The 14,328-nt window shown below is 54.4% G+C and carries 14 protein-coding genes; 11 read left to right on the top strand and 3 right to left on the bottom strand.

The genetic code is table 11. The features are described 5' to 3' along the window. Positions 1-16 precede the first annotated feature (16 nt). Positions 17-1,162 carry an MGDG synthase family glycosyltransferase gene (locus KJS42_RS06180; RefSeq protein WP_213622319.1) on the bottom strand — a complete coding sequence of 382 codons (1,146 nt, stop codon included), beginning with the start codon at positions 1,160-1,162 and terminating at the stop codon, positions 17-19. A 367-nt stretch (positions 1,163-1,529) separates the two neighbouring features. Here KJS42_RS06180 and rlmN point away from each other — a divergent pair, with 367 nt between their 5' ends. Further along, a complete protein-coding gene (gene rlmN / locus KJS42_RS06175) occupies positions 1,530-2,585 on the top strand; it encodes a dual-specificity RNA methyltransferase RlmN (RefSeq protein WP_213622318.1) in 1,056 nt (351 codons plus the stop codon). 129 nt (positions 2,586-2,714) lie between these two features. Here rlmN and KJS42_RS06170 read toward each other — a convergent pair whose 3' ends face one another. Continuing rightward, positions 2,715-3,488: a sporulation protein gene (locus tag KJS42_RS06170; protein ID WP_213622317.1), complete on the bottom strand. Its 774-nt coding sequence runs from the start codon at positions 3,486-3,488 to the stop codon at positions 2,715-2,717. 155 nt (positions 3,489-3,643) lie between these two features. Between KJS42_RS06170 and KJS42_RS06165 the strand changes: the two genes are divergently transcribed. Both KJS42_RS06165 and KJS42_RS06160 read left to right on the top strand, forming a co-directional pair. Further along, positions 3,644-4,339, top strand: a complete 696-nt coding sequence (locus KJS42_RS06165; protein WP_213622316.1) for a copper homeostasis protein CutC — start codon at positions 3,644-3,646, stop codon at positions 4,337-4,339. 97 nt (positions 4,340-4,436) lie between these two features. Further along, positions 4,437-5,930, top strand: coding sequence for an FAD-dependent oxidoreductase (locus KJS42_RS06160; protein WP_213622315.1), 1,494 nt, complete (start codon positions 4,437-4,439; stop codon positions 5,928-5,930). 13 nt (positions 5,931-5,943) lie between these two features. Here the strand turns inward: KJS42_RS06160 and pdxR are convergent, their stop codons facing one another. Beyond that, positions 5,944-7,419, bottom strand: a complete 1,476-nt coding sequence (gene pdxR / locus KJS42_RS06155) for a MocR-like pyridoxine biosynthesis transcription factor PdxR (RefSeq protein WP_213622314.1) — start codon at positions 7,417-7,419, stop codon at positions 5,944-5,946. 126 nt (positions 7,420-7,545) lie between these two features. Here pdxR and KJS42_RS06150 point away from each other — a divergent pair, with 126 nt between their 5' ends. The 8 genes from KJS42_RS06150 (at position 7,546) to KJS42_RS06115 (ending at position 14,296) form a co-directional block, all read left to right on the top strand. Further along, a complete protein-coding gene (locus KJS42_RS06150; RefSeq protein WP_239483804.1) occupies positions 7,546-8,100 on the top strand; it encodes a GNAT family N-acetyltransferase in 555 nt (184 codons plus the stop codon). Between the two features lie 101 nt (positions 8,101-8,201). Then, positions 8,202-10,529 (top strand): ATP-dependent DNA helicase, encoded by a 2,328-nt coding sequence (locus KJS42_RS06145; RefSeq protein WP_213622313.1) that lies wholly within the window; start codon positions 8,202-8,204, stop codon positions 10,527-10,529. Positions 10,530-10,618: 89 nt separating this feature from the next. Next, a complete protein-coding gene (locus KJS42_RS06140) occupies positions 10,619-11,008 on the top strand; it encodes a heme-copper oxidase family protein (protein WP_155604807.1) in 390 nt (129 codons plus the stop codon). A 187-nt stretch (positions 11,009-11,195) separates the two neighbouring features. After that, positions 11,196-11,636 carry a MarR family winged helix-turn-helix transcriptional regulator gene (locus KJS42_RS06135; protein ID WP_244868395.1) on the top strand — a complete coding sequence of 147 codons (441 nt, stop codon included), beginning with the start codon at positions 11,196-11,198 and terminating at the stop codon, positions 11,634-11,636. Between the two features lie 50 nt (positions 11,637-11,686). Continuing rightward, positions 11,687-12,439 carry an SDR family NAD(P)-dependent oxidoreductase gene (locus KJS42_RS06130; RefSeq protein WP_213622312.1) on the top strand — a complete coding sequence of 251 codons (753 nt, stop codon included), beginning with the start codon at positions 11,687-11,689 and terminating at the stop codon, positions 12,437-12,439. A 204-nt stretch (positions 12,440-12,643) separates the two neighbouring features. Then, positions 12,644-13,093, top strand: coding sequence for a MarR family winged helix-turn-helix transcriptional regulator (locus KJS42_RS06125; RefSeq protein ID WP_213622311.1), 450 nt, complete (start codon positions 12,644-12,646; stop codon positions 13,091-13,093). A 117-nt stretch (positions 13,094-13,210) separates the two neighbouring features. Beyond that, positions 13,211-13,609 carry a DoxX family protein gene (locus tag KJS42_RS06120; protein ID WP_155604810.1) on the top strand — a complete coding sequence of 133 codons (399 nt, stop codon included), beginning with the start codon at positions 13,211-13,213 and terminating at the stop codon, positions 13,607-13,609. A 48-nt stretch (positions 13,610-13,657) separates the two neighbouring features. Beyond that, positions 13,658-14,296 carry a nitroreductase family protein gene (locus KJS42_RS06115; protein WP_155604811.1) on the top strand — a complete coding sequence of 213 codons (639 nt, stop codon included), beginning with the start codon at positions 13,658-13,660 and terminating at the stop codon, positions 14,294-14,296. Positions 14,297-14,328: the final 32 nt, after the last annotated feature.

Genomic DNA, 14,328 nt, shown 5'->3' with positions numbered 1-14,328 from the left:
TGCGGCAGGGATAGATTTAATGTCCGTCCGCCAACGCCGGCAGACGGCCCGCCAGGCGCAGCACATCCCGGACGATCGTCTCGGTGGCGCATCCTGCAGCAAGTTCGTCATACTGCTGGAGCATCCGGGCGCGGCGGACTTCAGAATCGATTAGCTCATGCACTTGCTCCGTCAAAGCCCGCGGCGAAGAGGCTACTACTGCCGCGCCTTTACGCTCGAGGTATTTCGCGTTCTCCCGCTCCTGGCCGGAGAACGGTTTGTAGACCACGATGGGGGTACGGATTTGGATCGCCTCCGACAATGTGATGCCCCCGGCCTTCGTCACGATGCAGGAAGCTTGTCGCATACGGTCATGAATCGCTTCGACGTAACCAAACAAACGCAGCCGTTCGTGACCGGCAAACCGCCGCTCCAAGCGACGCCGCAGCTTATCGTTGCCGCCGCAGACGATGTCCACTTGAACATCCGGCAGTGCCAGAAGCTTCGCGGTGATGAGCTGGATGTCTGGTAAAGGAATATGTGCGCCCATCATAACCAGGACGGATCGAGATCCACCTGCGGATCGAAGTGATTGCGGACTCATTGAGCGCGTCTGCTCATAAAACGGTTCCCGAACCGGGATGCCGCTGACGACAATCGATTCCGCAGGCACGCCGCGTTCGATCATCTCCCGCTTCAAATCCGCTGTCGCCACGAAATAGCGGTCTGGCCTCGTGAACAACCAGCGGTTGTGCAGGCTGAAGTCGGTCACAACCGTGAATACCGGCACCCGAATGCCGTGTTTCCGCAGCTGATCCGTGATGCCGCCGAAAGGAAAGGTGCTGATGATCGCGTCGGGCCGTTGTTTTTGGAGCAGGTTGACCAGCTTTTTCATCCCTAGCTGATTCCCCCATTTGGCCAAGGCGCTCGTCTGCTGGAGGTCCCGGGTCGCGTAGTAGCTCCACCCGTAATAGTCCAGGCCATATGCGGAGAACCACGGGCTATACAAATAAAGCTGCCGAGAGACGGAATTCATTCCCGGATGGGCCTCGCGGTACAGATCGATCACACGGACTGTACAAGCGCCCGAGAGGGTAAGGGATTGCTTCAGCGTCCTTGCCACCTGGATATGGCCGTTGCCGTATCCGGCGGTCAGGATGACGATGTGCATGTTTTGCTTCATGGGTAGCTGCCGCCTTTCCACCGAAATAGAAACGCACGGGTTCTTCCGTCGAATCATTCCGAGTTCCAGTATATAGGAAGCCTGGAAGAATCAAACCGGCCGTGCGGCGTGATTTGGTTCCGACCTTGGTCCAGTTTGTAGGCCGGACCGCTTGCGAGTTGACCGGGTCGTTTCTCGCACTCGTCAAAGTTTAACGTATCTTCACTTTAGGGCACTAATGTTAACGTTCGTTTAAAAGGGAGGGCAATCTGTGTAAAACGGGTAGGGGCGAAGACGCGGCGCATTCGTTTTTTTACCTGTGGCATTCGGGATGACGGATTAGGTATAATTAGAAAATGACTTGAGTTTGTTTAGAAAGAGGATACGCATGAATAAACAATCCATTTATGGTTTGACGAAGGATCAGCTGGCCGCTTGGCTGCTGGATCGTGGACATAAACGAGGCCGGGCTGAGAGGGTCTGGGACGGCTTGTACCGCAAACGGGTTACCGATTACGAAAAGATGGAGGGTGTTCATCCAGAATGCCTCTCCCTGCTTGAAGGGAAATTTGCCATCGAAACCTTGGAGGAGCATATCCGCCAGGAGTCGGTCGACGGGACGATCAAGTTTCTGTTCCGCCTGCAGGATGGCAATCTGATTGAAACGGTGCTTATGCGCCACAAATTTGGCCTGTCGGTATGCGTGACTACGCAGGTCGGCTGCAATATCGGCTGTAGCTTCTGTGCCAGCGGACTGATGAAGAAGAGTCGGGACCTAACGAGCGCGGAAATTGTGGAACAGGTGATGAAGGTGCAATTGCACCTGGATCGAATGGGAAATGGTGAACGGGTAACTCACATCGTTGTGATGGGGATCGGGGAGCCTTTCGATAATTACGATAATATGGCCGATTTCCTGAGGGTTATCCAGGACCCTAAAGGGCTTGCGATTGGCCCGCGCCATATTACCGTGTCGACTAGCGGTCTGGCGGACAAGATCATCGAATTTGCCGATTCCGACCTGCAGGTGAATTTGGCCGTGTCCCTGCATGCGCCAAATAATGAGCTGCGCACGCGGATCATGAAGATCAATAAGGCGATTCCGCTCGAGAAGCTGATGGCGGCGATCGACTATTACTTGGAGCAAACGAACCGGCGGCTCACGATGGAGTATATTTTGCTGAAGGGCGTTAACGACGGGGCCGAGCATGCCCAGGAACTAGCCGATCTGCTGGGCGATCGGTTTGTGAACGTCAATCTGATCCCTTATAACCCGGTGGATGAGCACAGTCAGTATCAACGGAGCGAGCAGGATTCTGTGCTGGCCTTTTACGATGTGCTGAAAAAACGCGGTCTCAGCGTCAGCGTTCGATTGGAGCATGGTGCAGATATCGATGCGGCCTGCGGACAGCTGCGCAGCAAGCAATTGAAGCGGCCAAGCTGAGCGAACGAAAAGGCGGAAATTTTGAAAGAAAAGGACTTGGAGCATTGCTCCAAGTCCTTTTCTTTTCGAGTAGCCGGAGGGGGCGGGATTGACATCGAGAGGTGGCGTTGCCACACAACTGCCGCTTCCCTATAGATGGCTAGCGATCACGTTCTCCAGCAAGGCAGCCACCGCCTGAGGTCCGCGTTGGAGCTCCTCCTTCGACAGAGGGACCCGCACGAATCGTTCATCCAGCTCCATCGCCTCGGCGAATAAGCCGCTTAAGCCTCGGGCACGGCGATCGACCTGGAGCACCAGCTCCAATGATTCCCCCCGCGGGAAGAACAGGATCTCCAGCTCGTCGAGATACCCGCGGAACTTCGTACCCGGAACATATTCGAATTCCTGCACGAAAGGCAGGGCACCGCCAAGCCTCGGCGCATAGTCGTTTGTCACCTCGCGCAAGCGAAAACCAAGCAACTCGACGGCGTCCAACACGGTTTGCATTTTCGCATCCGGCAAAACATGGATCAGGTCCTCGTCCTTGGGATCCACGGCCAGATCGATGTCCAGCCCGCTTTCCACCCAAATGGGCACGTTGTGCAGCGTCACGGGCATTTGATCCGGAAGCCGGAATCGGAACAGAAACTGCCTGCGCTCGCCGGCCCGCAGCTGGAAACCTTCGTTGACGAGGGATTTGGCGATCGTACCCGTTGCTCTAATTTTGCGGTCGTTTGACTCGCGTAAGTAGTTGGTTTTCAGCTTTACATAAATGTTGCCGATGGTTTGGTCGGTCTGCCCACCTTCCACATATAGGGTACCGCTGATTTCGCCGCCCAGCCGGACTTCGATCGCATCCAGTTCCGTATTGACCTGCGCCGAACCGATCCCCACGCTGGCTAGCATCTTCTTGAAAAAGGACATCACTCCACCCTTCCTTCACCATGTATTCGTAATGAATGACTGATTTATCAAGCCGAGGATTTATGGAAATTATATACGTCCATGGGGCGGTTTCGGTTTCGTTTATGCTAACATATGACGTATAATCGGATCACTGATAACAAGGAGGTTTCCTGATGTTTCTGGAGGTCATAGCAACCTGTGTGGAGGACGCCATCGTCGCGGAGGCAAACGGGGCGGACCGGCTGGAGCTGATTACGGCGATAACGGAAGGCGGACTCACCCCTGGTATTGGTATGGTCCGACAAGTGGTAAAGGCCGTGGACATTCCTGTCCACGTGATGGTACGTCCGCATAGCCGGTCTTTTGTGTACGGGGAAGCCGACGTGCTTACTATGGAGGAGGAAGTCCAGGCCATTGCCGATGCAGGGGCGGCGGGCATCGTGTTTGGGGCGCTAACTACCGAGCGCAAGATCGATGAGGCTGCGTTAGAACGGATCTTAGTGCTGGCAGTCGGGCTCAACGTAACGTTCCACCGAGCGTTTGACGAATTGGCGGACCTGCCCTCCGGATTGCGTACGCTGATGCAATACCCGCAGGTAAATCGGGTACTGACCTCGGGCGGAACGCGGCCGGCCCCGCAGGCGGTTCCCGCAATCCGGGAGCTGATGGCGATCGCTAATGGCAGCTCGCTGCGCATTTTAGCCGGCTACGGTTTGACTCTGGAGACCGTCTCTCAGTTCGTCGCTGATACAGGCGTTACCGAGGTGCATTTCGGCTCCGCCGTGAGGCAAGAGGGGAACGGGCTGGCTCCGCTAGATCCATCCAAGCTGTTGAGCTTGTCCCGTTTGCTGCACGACCGCAATCAATAGGAAACCCCATAATATACCATATATGTACTGGATACCAAACCTTTATTGGAGAGAAAATGTCATTATACTCCATGACGAGGAGAGTTATCCAGAACTTATGCCAACTGACTTGGAGAGAAAAAAGACATTAGCTTTACGGCTTCTATCCATGTTCTTATGTACTTTGCTGTTGCTTGAAACGGTTCGTGTTCCTGCGCCAGCATCGGCGGCGAGCGAGACCCCACCTTCCGCACCCTGTGGACCGGGCTGTACTGGATACGATGTCGTCGTGATCGGCAGCGAAATCGAAGGGGTGTTATTGGCGAAGGAAGCGCATGCTGCGGGTTTGAGCGTGCTGATTCTTGATCCGCGCGAGAAGCCGGGCGGGGAGCTGATCCAAGGGCAGATGCTGGTCTTGGACGAGCCCAACGACAACCGTAAGCGCAGCCTGGTCCAAGGCGAGCTGAAGCCCCTGTACGATGGCTATAAGGCCGGGAACATTCGCAAGTTGCCCGCCTTTGAAAGCTATTATCGCAAGCTGATTCGCGAGATCCCCCTGCGCAGCGGCATCACCATCGACGGGGTGGAGATCGAAGATACCGACGGGCAAGGGACAGAACAAAGGAAAACGCTGAAATCCATAACTTACCTGGCCAAGGACGGCAAGTTGTATCAGGTGCAGGCGGGGTATTTTGTGGAAAATACGGATTTTAACGCACTGACCGTTCATCTTGGCAATCCACGCATCCCGGGCATGGAAAGCTTGTATAACGGCAAGAAGCCGGATTATATGGCGGCTACCTACATGCTGCGGTTTAAAAGCGTGAACTGGAACAAACTGCATCAAGCGGTGTTAGAAGATTATCCGTTAACGAACGTCGTCAAGAAATACGGCGCCAACACTTATGTGGATTGGGATTTCGCCACCGGTTTCAGCAATCTGACCTATAATTACAGGCCACGGGATTCCCATCTGATGCTCCGGGGCTTAAACGCGATGTATCAAAAGGACGGCGAAGTGATCATCAACAGCTTGCTGGTGTACGATGTAGATCCGGCCGATCCGCAATCCGTTCGTTCCGCCGTCGCAAGGGCGAAGGCGGAAGCCCCATATATTGCCAAATACTTGCGCAAGCATATCCCCGGCTTCGGTAAAGCCGAGCTGAACGGGTACCCCGATTATTTGTACATCCGCGACTATAATCGATATGAAACGGACTATGTGTTGAACTATAAAGATGTGATGTCGGGCCGGATGTTCTGGGACAACGTGACGGTTGGGGGTTATACTGTCGATTTGCAAGCCACCCGCGTCGTGAAGAAAGGCATTGGCTACGGCAAGCCGGACCGATATGGAATCCCGCTTCGTTCCTTTGAGCTGAAATCGTACGACAACGTGCTGGTGGCTGGCAAGAATATCGGCGCGGAGATCAAAGCTTACGGAAGTGCCCGCATCATTCCCACCACCGCGTTGGCCGGGGAAACGATGGGCATCCTGCTCGGGCGGGAATGGAAACAGGGCCACAAGCGCTTGAGCGAGTTGACCCCGGGCGATTTTCGAAGAATCCATCGGTACTTGAAGAAGGATTACGACATTCGAATCGACCAATGACGGGAGCTGAAGGTCAATGAAGATAGGGTGACCAAGCCTGGTATAGCCGGGATACGCCTTCGTCAATCCGTTCCATTGCAATACCGCCGAAACCTAGCATAAACGACTTCTGCTCCGTTTCCGGCGGCGCGTTCCAGTAGAAGGCAGCGGAGGCGATTCGCACGCCGGCCTCCTGAGCCAGCCGCAGCAGCTCCTTCTCCGGTAGGCTGGATTTCACGCTTAAGAGGAGATGCAGACCGGCGCTATCGCCCGTAACGGCAGCCCGCTTCCCGAAATGATTCGTCAGGGAGGCGACGAGCTGCCGATTTTTTTTGCGATACAGGTTCCTCATCCGGCGGATATGCCGCTCGAAATGTCCCTCCTGCATAAACCGCTGCAGGGTGCGCTGGTGAATCCCCGACGCGGACGCTTCAAACAGGGTGTGGCGCCGTAAGGCGTGAAAGCGGGGCACCAGATGCTCAGGCAGCACGAGATAATGGATGCAGAGATCAGGCGCGAGTACCTGGGAGAAGCCGCCGAGATAGATGACGCGGTCGTTCGGGACGAGCCCTTGCAGCGCCGGTACCGGCTTGCCCTGATAGCGAAACTCGCCGCCGTAATCGTCTTCGATCAGGTAGCCGTCGACGGCCTTGGCCCATTCCAGCAGCTCCAGACGTCGGGATAGCGGCATAATGATGCCGGTCGGAAACTGATGGGACGGCGACACGCTGGCGATTCGCGCTCCGCTAGTCCTCAGCAAATCCGGGCGCAGGCCGTGCTCGTCGAGGGGAATCGGGTGCACCGTGAAACCGAGCGCAGCCAGGGTAGCCGGAACGATCCGGTATCCGGGTTCTTCAACGGCGACGGCGTTGATCTCTGCGTTCAGCATCTGACCCAGCAGCAGAAGCAGCAAATGCTGTTCCGCTCCGATGATGATCCGATCCGGGGAAGCATGGACCCCGCGGAATCGGCTTAAATATTCGGCGACTTCCCGCCTGAGTTCCGGATCGCCCTGAGCGTCCCCATAGAATAACAGTTCGGCGGTTTCCGGGCGAAAGAGCTGGTTGTATAGCCTTTTCCATATCGTAAAGGGGAACAAGCTAAAATCATTTTTAGATAGATGGAAGTCGTAGAGAGGAGGTAGGGGGCTCCTCGGATTTAGTTCTGAATTTGGCTTTGGCATAGGAGTATCCGTATCAGGCGGAAGCTCGCGTTCCGGATTTCTGCCGGTCAGCGCAAACGACGGATAGGGTTCCGGCAGCTTAACGACGAAATATCCCCGTTTCGGACGGCTCTCGATAAACCCCTCGGCGATGAGTTGCTGGTACGCCAACTCGACAGGGGTTGTGCTGATGCCCAGAAACTCCGCCAGTTTGCGGATCGAGGGCAGTCGTTGTTCCTCGCGGAGCGATCCGGCGATAATCTCGCTCTTAAACATTTCGTAAATCTCGACATATCGGTAGGACCGCCCGGCCAGACTGCCGTCGTGGGGCTGCGGTAAAATATACATTGGTTAGGATCTCTCCCGTCACTTTTCATCCAAACTGTCCTTTAAATTTAGATTTATTTGTATATTTCTAAGTATACAGTACCGTGTTAAGATGCGAAAAGAGAGATGGAAAAGGAGATTATTACGATGAGTTACGCAGGATTTTTAATGGGGGACAAGGTGTATTTGCGCCCGATGAACGTGGAGGATGTCGATTGGTATTATCAAAATTTGCATGAGCCGGAAATGAGAAGATGGACGGGGACAAAGCGCCACTTCACCAAGGAGTTCATCGCCGCCTATCTGGAGCGGAAAGGCCAGGACGATTCCAGCGTATTGCTGGCCATCGTACGGCGGGAGGATGACCGGCCGATCGGGGATATCGCTCTCCAGGACATCGACCCGAGTAACCGCTGCTGCAACATTCGAGTTGCAATTAACCAGACGGCGGACACGGGGAAGGGTTATGGCAGCGAGGCGATGAAGCTAATGCTGGATTACGGATTTGGCGTACTGGGGCTGCACCGGATCGAACTTAATGTTTTTGACTATAATGGGCGGGCTATGCATGTTTACGAGAAGTTAGGGTTCAAACGCGAAGGCGTGCAGAGGGAAGCGTTGTTCTACGATCATGCGTACCATGATTCGATTCTGATGAGCATACTGGAAGACGAGTTTCGGGCGATCCACGTTCGTCGCTAAGCTTATCTAGGCTGCGCCGCCGTAGATAGCGATCTGTCATTCGTCATGGTATACTAATGGAACAAATGTTCTCCAAGAGTATCGGCGGTGACAAACAGCAAATGGCAAATGAATCCATGGTAAATATCGCGGTTCGTCCTCTGGTGGAGTATGTGTTCCGCAGCGGCAGCTTGGAAAGCGGCTTCCGCACGGCGGTCTCGCTGACGGAAGGCACGAAGGCGCATCAGCAGGTGCAGAAGCAATACGGCGAAGGCGATCAGAAAGAAGTGTACTTGAAGACGGAGATTCCCTGTGGGGATCTCCTCTTCGTTGTAGACGGGCGATGCGATGGGCTGTTAGTTGGCGGGGACGGCGGATGGACGATCGACGAGATTAAATCGACGGCTGGCGATTTGGCGGCGATCCGTGAAGATACGTACCCCGTACACTGGGCGCAGGCGAAGTGCTACGCCTATATGTACGCCAAAGCCAACGGGCAACGCGAGATGGGAGTACAGCTGACCTATGTGCAGCTGGATACGGGGGAGCGCAAACAATTTCGGATGCGGGCCGGGTTGGACGAGCTGGAGACGTTCATCCATGACGTCGTAAGGCACTATGCTCCGTACGCCCGTTTGCTTCGTGACCATCGGCGCGAGCGCAACCGGAGCATCGCGGAGCTGGCGTTTCCGTTTCCGGGTTACCGGACCGGGCAACGGAAACTGGCGGGCGCGGTATACAAGACGATCGAGGAAGCGGTGGGTTTGTTTGCCCAGGCGCCGACCGGCATCGGGAAGACGATTTCCACCACATTTCCGGCGCTCAAGGCGATGGGCGAAGGTAAATTGAATCAACTGTATTACCTCACGGCCAAGACGATTACCCGAACCGCCGCGGAGAACGCCTTCGCGTTGATGGAAGCACAGGGGCTGCAAGCTTGGGTGGTGACCCTAACGGCCAAGGAGAAAATCTGCTTCAGCGAAGAAGTCCGCTGCAACAAAGAAGACTGTATCTATGCCGATGGTTACTTCGACCGGATCAACGGGGCCATCCTGGATATCTTGACGAATGAGACACAGCTCACTCGCCCGGTGATCGAGGCGTACGCCCGCAAGCATCGGGTGTGCCCGTTTGAATTTTCGTTGGACTTGTCTTATGCCGCCGATGTCACGATTTGTGATTACAATTATGTATTTGATCCCAAAGTGTCCCTGCAACGCATGTTCGCAGAGCAGAAGAAGGAAACTGCCCTACTAATCGACGAGGCCCATAATTTAGTCGACCGGGCGAGGGAGATGTATTCCGCCGAGCTGCGAAAATCCGGCTTTCTGGCGCTGCAGCGAGCGTATAAAGAGAAGAGCCCGTCCGTAGCGAAAGCAGCCAAAGCCGTTAACGCCTTGTTTATCGAGCTGAAGAAGCGGGCGGAAGGATCGTCGTTCCAGACCGATTTAGCCGCGCCAGAGCTGTTGCTGGAGCGGGCGGAGGCTTTTGCCGAAGCGGCGGAACGGGAACTGGCACTCGAACCGTCCGCCGCCGGGCAGACCGGCTCCTCGGGGAGTTCGGAAGCAGACGCGCGGGAGCTGCTGCTCCAGGCTTATTTCGAGGCCCTGCATTTCGGCCGGATCGGCAAGCTGTACGACGAACGGTTCGTGACCTATACGGAGGTCACCCGGGAGGACGTGCGGATCAAGTTGTTTTGCCTAGATCCTTCTCATTTGCTGCAGGAGATGGGCAAGGGGTTCCGCTCGCGCATTTATTTCTCGGCGACGTTATCGCCGATGGCTTATTACCGCGATATGCTGGGGGCGGGGCCGGACGATTATACGGTATCGCTCTCCTCGCCGTTTTCCCGCGACCAGTTGGAGGTGGTTGTGCTGCCGCTTTCGACAAGGTATCAGGATCGGGAGCAGACCCGAGTTCCTCTGGTTCGCGCTTTGCAGGAAGTAACTCGTGGCCGGCCCGGGAATTATCTGTTCTTCTTCCCTTCCTACGCTTATATGAACATGATTTACGAGGACTTTGCCGCTGTCGCGGAGGAAGGAACGGAGCTGCTCTTGCAGCAATCCGGGATGACCGAGGAGGATCGGGAGCAGTTTTTGGCCGCCTTTGTGCCTAACCCGGCTCCGGGTCGGACCTTCATCGCTTTTGCCGTGATGGGCGGCCTCTTCTCGGAGGGTATCGATCTTGTGGGCGATCGACTGACAGGAGTAGCGATTGTGGGCGTCGGGTTGCCGCAAATCGGCCCGGAGCGTAATTTGATCCGCGACTACTTCCAGACGTCCGGGAGAAACGGCTTTGATTATGCCTACGTATTCCCCGGCATGAACAAGGTGCTTCAGGCCGGAGGACGTCTGATCCGCTCGGAGACCGACCAGGGCCGCCTCGCCCTGATCGACGACCGTTACCTTCAGCCGCATTATGCGCGATTGCTGCCGGAAGAGTGGCGCTAGAACCTAGAAGCTCTTCGAATATTCCCTTCCATTGTGACATATTTTGAACATGTAAGGATAACTTGTTCCTATTGGAGGGGGCGTCGGGTATGGGGATTACGTATCTTAAGGTTTCAGTCGTTTATTTTGTCATCGGTGTATTGCTAGGCATGTACATGTCCATGCAACATGACTATACATTAGCGGGCGTGCATGCCCATGTAAATCTATTAGGTTGGGCATCCTTCGCACTAGCTGGCGTGATTTATGTGTTGTTTCCAGGGGCAGGGGAGAGCCTGCTGAGCAAAATCCAGTTCTGGACGTACTCCATCGGACTTCCGGTCATGATGATCAGCTTATCGCTGGTACTGACCGGTTCGGAACAGTTGGAGCCTTTGGTGGCGATCGGCGGAACGCTTGTCGTGATCAGCGTTATCGTATTCGCGGTAAACGTCCTGACGAACGTGCGGACTAGCGCGTCAATGCGGGGGAAGAAATAGGGCCCCTGCGAAAAATAAGAGGAGGGATCGACGCCGATATCGGCGTCTTTTTTTATGCGATGGTAAAGAATAGGTTAGGGAGTTGACGAAGGTTGCTAGAAGAAGTACTATGATAGTGAAATTGTTAAGAGATATTAATTATTCAAATGTAATAATTATTAATTATTAACTCATAAGGAGGGGATCCGTGCTGAATAAGCGGGAGCGGTTATCGCTGTTAATGTCGATGCAAATGACCCGATTCGTCGTTGGATACGCCAAAATACTCGATCCGGAATTGACGGCTCCTCAATACTTGATTCTCCAAATTTTATCCAGAGCGGGTCAGCAGAATTGCTCTGATTTGGCCGAGATGCTGGAGGTCTCCCTGCCGGCCGTCACCAATCTTGCGAATAAATTGGCGGCTAAAGGGCTCATTGAACGTGTGGTCCCGGAAAGCGACCGGCGTAACGTTCTCCTATGCATCACGGAGGCCGGTCAGGAAGTTGAGGAACGCATGGTGCAGAAATATAAAGAAATGACGCGTGAACTTTGGGAGGATTTTTCGGAGGAAGAAACGGACTTATTGCTGCGGGCATTCGAGAAAATGCTGGTACAATTCGATCCGAATGAGCATGCTATCTGCTGACATAGAACACAATGTCCGGCCGTATGGGCCGATCAAGGAGGAGTCTAAACATGGGAAGATTGGACAATAAAATCGCGATAATTACCGGCGCTGCCGGGGGGATGGGCAAAGCTGACGCGCTGTTGTTTGCGAAAGAAGGCGCCAAAGTCGTCATTACAGACATTCAGGACGAAAAAATTCAAACCGTTGCCAAAGAGATTACGGATCAAGGCGGGGTAGCGGTAGCTTTAACGCAGGACGTTACGTCGGAGGAAGATTGGGCGCGGGTTACCGAAACGGCCCTAACGCGGTTCGGCAAAATCGATATCCTCGTCAACAATGCGGGGATCTCCAGCGCAACGCCTTTTTTGGAGACCAACCTGGAGCTGTGGAACAAGGTGATGAACATCAATGTCACCAGCGTATTTCTCGGTCAAAAATACGTCATCCCGCACATGATCAACGGTGGGGGAGGCTCCATCGTTAATATTTCCTCGATTGCCGGACTGACCGGCGGCAGCGGCACGGGGCCTTATACGGCCAGCAAAGGGGCCGTCCGCCTGCTTACGAAAGCGACGGCGGTGGATTATGCGAAGCATAACATCCGGGCCAACTCCATCCATCCGGGATACATCGAAACGCCGATGACCAAAGATTTGATGGCTGACGAGAACATGAGAAACTGGTTCTTGTCGCAAACGCCGATTCCGCGCCTTGGACAAGCAGAGGACATCGCCAAGGGCGTGTTGTTTCTTGCCTCTGACGAATCCTCATACACCACGGGTATTGAGCTTCCCATCGACGGCGGGTACTCTGCCAAATAAGTTGGTTTCCGCTCATCGCCATGACTTAACGGTCGCTCCAGATGCGTTAGTTGCGCATTGCTGGGGTGGCCGTTTTCATTTAGGGTTGACATTTATCTCGATATCAATTATCTTAATATTAAGATAAACGACATTGAGAGTTACCGAAGTCATTTAGGGTTAACCTATGATATACTTTCGGAACAATCAGGGAGGTGAGTGGATATGACGAATCAAGCGAAGAGCGACGACGCGCTGCATTTGTTCGTCGTATTGTCCCGGGCTAGCGAGTGGGTTCATGCGCATAGCGACAAGGGGATTCGGCAATACGGATTAACCCGGACCGAATTCGGCGTACTGGATCTGCTATATCATAAGGGCAGACAACCGATTCAGCAAATCGGCAGCAAGGTGCTGATGAGCAGCGGCAACATTACGTATGTCGTAGATAAGCTGGAGAAGAAAGGATACGTGACTCGTCAGGACTGCCCGGAAGACCGGCGATTGGTGTACGCGGAAATCACCGAGCAAGGACGCCAGTTCATCGAAGAGGTGTTCCCGCAGCATGCCCGCCTTATTGAGGAGGCGGTCAGCGGACTTACTCCGGAAGAGAAGGAGATCGCCGCGATGCTGCTGAAGAAGCTGGGTAAATCCGCACAGGAAGGCTTCAAGTAGCGACTTAACCATTCCGAAGCTCTGATAGGCGGCGGGAAGGGCGTCGGAAGACGTCTTCTCAGCTCTGATATCTTAATATAAAGATTCTCTAAATTCACATAAAAAGGAGTCATGAACATGACATTAGCATTGGCCTTATTCATTATACGTTTGGTGTTGGGATTCACGATGATGGCGCATGGTGCGCAAAAGCTGTTTGGCTGGTTTGGCGGCTACGGCCCCAAAGGAACCGGAGGTTGGATGGAATCGCTGGGAATTAAACCCGGAGTGCTGATGGCGGTATTAGCCGGTCTCGCAGAATTTGGCGGGGGATTACTGGTGGCGGCAGGGCTGTTTACGCCGTTTGGAGCGGCGCTGCTGATCCTCACGATGATCGTGGCGATCGTCTCCGTTCACGCCAAGAACGGGTTCTGGTCGACCGCAGGCGGGTACGAATACAATCTGCTGCTGATCGCTGTTTCGGTTGGGTTGATCTTGTCTGGCGCAGGGGCCTACTCCCTCGACGCGCTGCTTTGATCACCGTTGCAAGACGACGATTTTTCTAATCTGGGAGGAGCCCTAGTCATGAACTCGAATGAACATGATTTTACTACTATCGTTAAATCCCGCCGTTCGGCGAATAAATTCATCCCCGGCGTGGAAATCCAAGACAAGGAACTGGAAGAAATCTTCAATCTCACGAAATTCGCGCCATCGGCGTTTAATTTGCAGCATACCCACTATGTGGTGGTCAAGGACCCCGCATTGAGGGAACAAGTATACGAGGCTGCGGCCAAGCAATACAAGGTCCGAACAGCCTCGGCGGTGATCCTGGTACTGGGTAAACGGGATGCCCACAAGGACGCAGGAGCGATGAACGAAGGAATGCTGAATTTGGGTGTGCTCAGCAAACAGGAGTACGACCAGCTTGTGTCCGATACGATCGGTTTCTATGAGAACCGGGGCGAGGCGTTCATGCGGGAGGAAGCGATCCGCAGCGCCAGCCTGTCGGCCATGCAGATGATGCTTATCGCCAAAGACCGCGGCTGGGATACATGCCCAATGATCGGGTTTGATCCCGAGGCGATGCGCCGGTTGCTGAATGTCCCGGACAATTACGAGCCGGTGATGCTGATTGCCATCGGCAAGGAGGATACCTCCAGCTTCCGCCCGCGCGGCTACCGTAAACCCGTCGGAGAATTCGTCAGCTATAACCGATTTTGAACCGATTTTCCAAAAATAAGGAGGAGTTACAC

Source organism: Paenibacillus sp. J53TS2 (assembly GCF_018403305.1).
GTDB classification, from domain to species: Bacteria; Bacillota; Bacilli; order Paenibacillales; family Paenibacillaceae; genus Fontibacillus; species Fontibacillus rhizolycopersici.
The sequence above is the reverse complement of the archived record's forward strand: the minus strand, read 5'-3'. Positions and strand labels throughout refer to the sequence as shown.

Bases quoted from the DNA above. Each gene is read 5' to 3' on its own strand.
- KJS42_RS06180 (WP_213622319.1), bottom strand. From the start codon at position 1,162: ATGAAGCAAAACATGCACATCGTCATCCTGACCGCCGGATACGGCAAC.
- rlmN (WP_213622318.1), top strand. From the start codon at position 1,530: ATGAATAAACAATCCATTTATGGTTTGACGAAGGATCAGCTGGCCGCT.
- KJS42_RS06170 (WP_213622317.1), bottom strand. From the start codon at position 3,488: ATGTCCTTTTTCAAGAAGATGCTAGCCAGCGTGGGGATCGGTTCGGCG.
- KJS42_RS06165 (WP_213622316.1), top strand. From the start codon at position 3,644: ATGTTTCTGGAGGTCATAGCAACCTGTGTGGAGGACGCCATCGTCGCG.
- KJS42_RS06160 (WP_213622315.1), top strand. From the start codon at position 4,437: ATGCCAACTGACTTGGAGAGAAAAAAGACATTAGCTTTACGGCTTCTA.
- pdxR (WP_213622314.1), bottom strand. From the start codon at position 7,419: ATGTATATTTTACCGCAGCCCCACGACGGCAGTCTGGCCGGGCGGTCC.
- KJS42_RS06150 (WP_239483804.1), top strand. From the start codon at position 7,546: ATGAGTTACGCAGGATTTTTAATGGGGGACAAGGTGTATTTGCGCCCG.
- KJS42_RS06145 (WP_213622313.1), top strand. From the start codon at position 8,202: ATGGCAAATGAATCCATGGTAAATATCGCGGTTCGTCCTCTGGTGGAG.
- KJS42_RS06140 (WP_155604807.1), top strand. From the start codon at position 10,619: ATGGGGATTACGTATCTTAAGGTTTCAGTCGTTTATTTTGTCATCGGT.
- KJS42_RS06130 (WP_213622312.1), top strand. From the start codon at position 11,687: ATGGGAAGATTGGACAATAAAATCGCGATAATTACCGGCGCTGCCGGG.
- KJS42_RS06125 (WP_213622311.1), top strand. From the start codon at position 12,644: ATGACGAATCAAGCGAAGAGCGACGACGCGCTGCATTTGTTCGTCGTA.
- KJS42_RS06120 (WP_155604810.1), top strand. From the start codon at position 13,211: ATGACATTAGCATTGGCCTTATTCATTATACGTTTGGTGTTGGGATTC.
- KJS42_RS06115 (WP_155604811.1), top strand. From the start codon at position 13,658: ATGAACTCGAATGAACATGATTTTACTACTATCGTTAAATCCCGCCGT.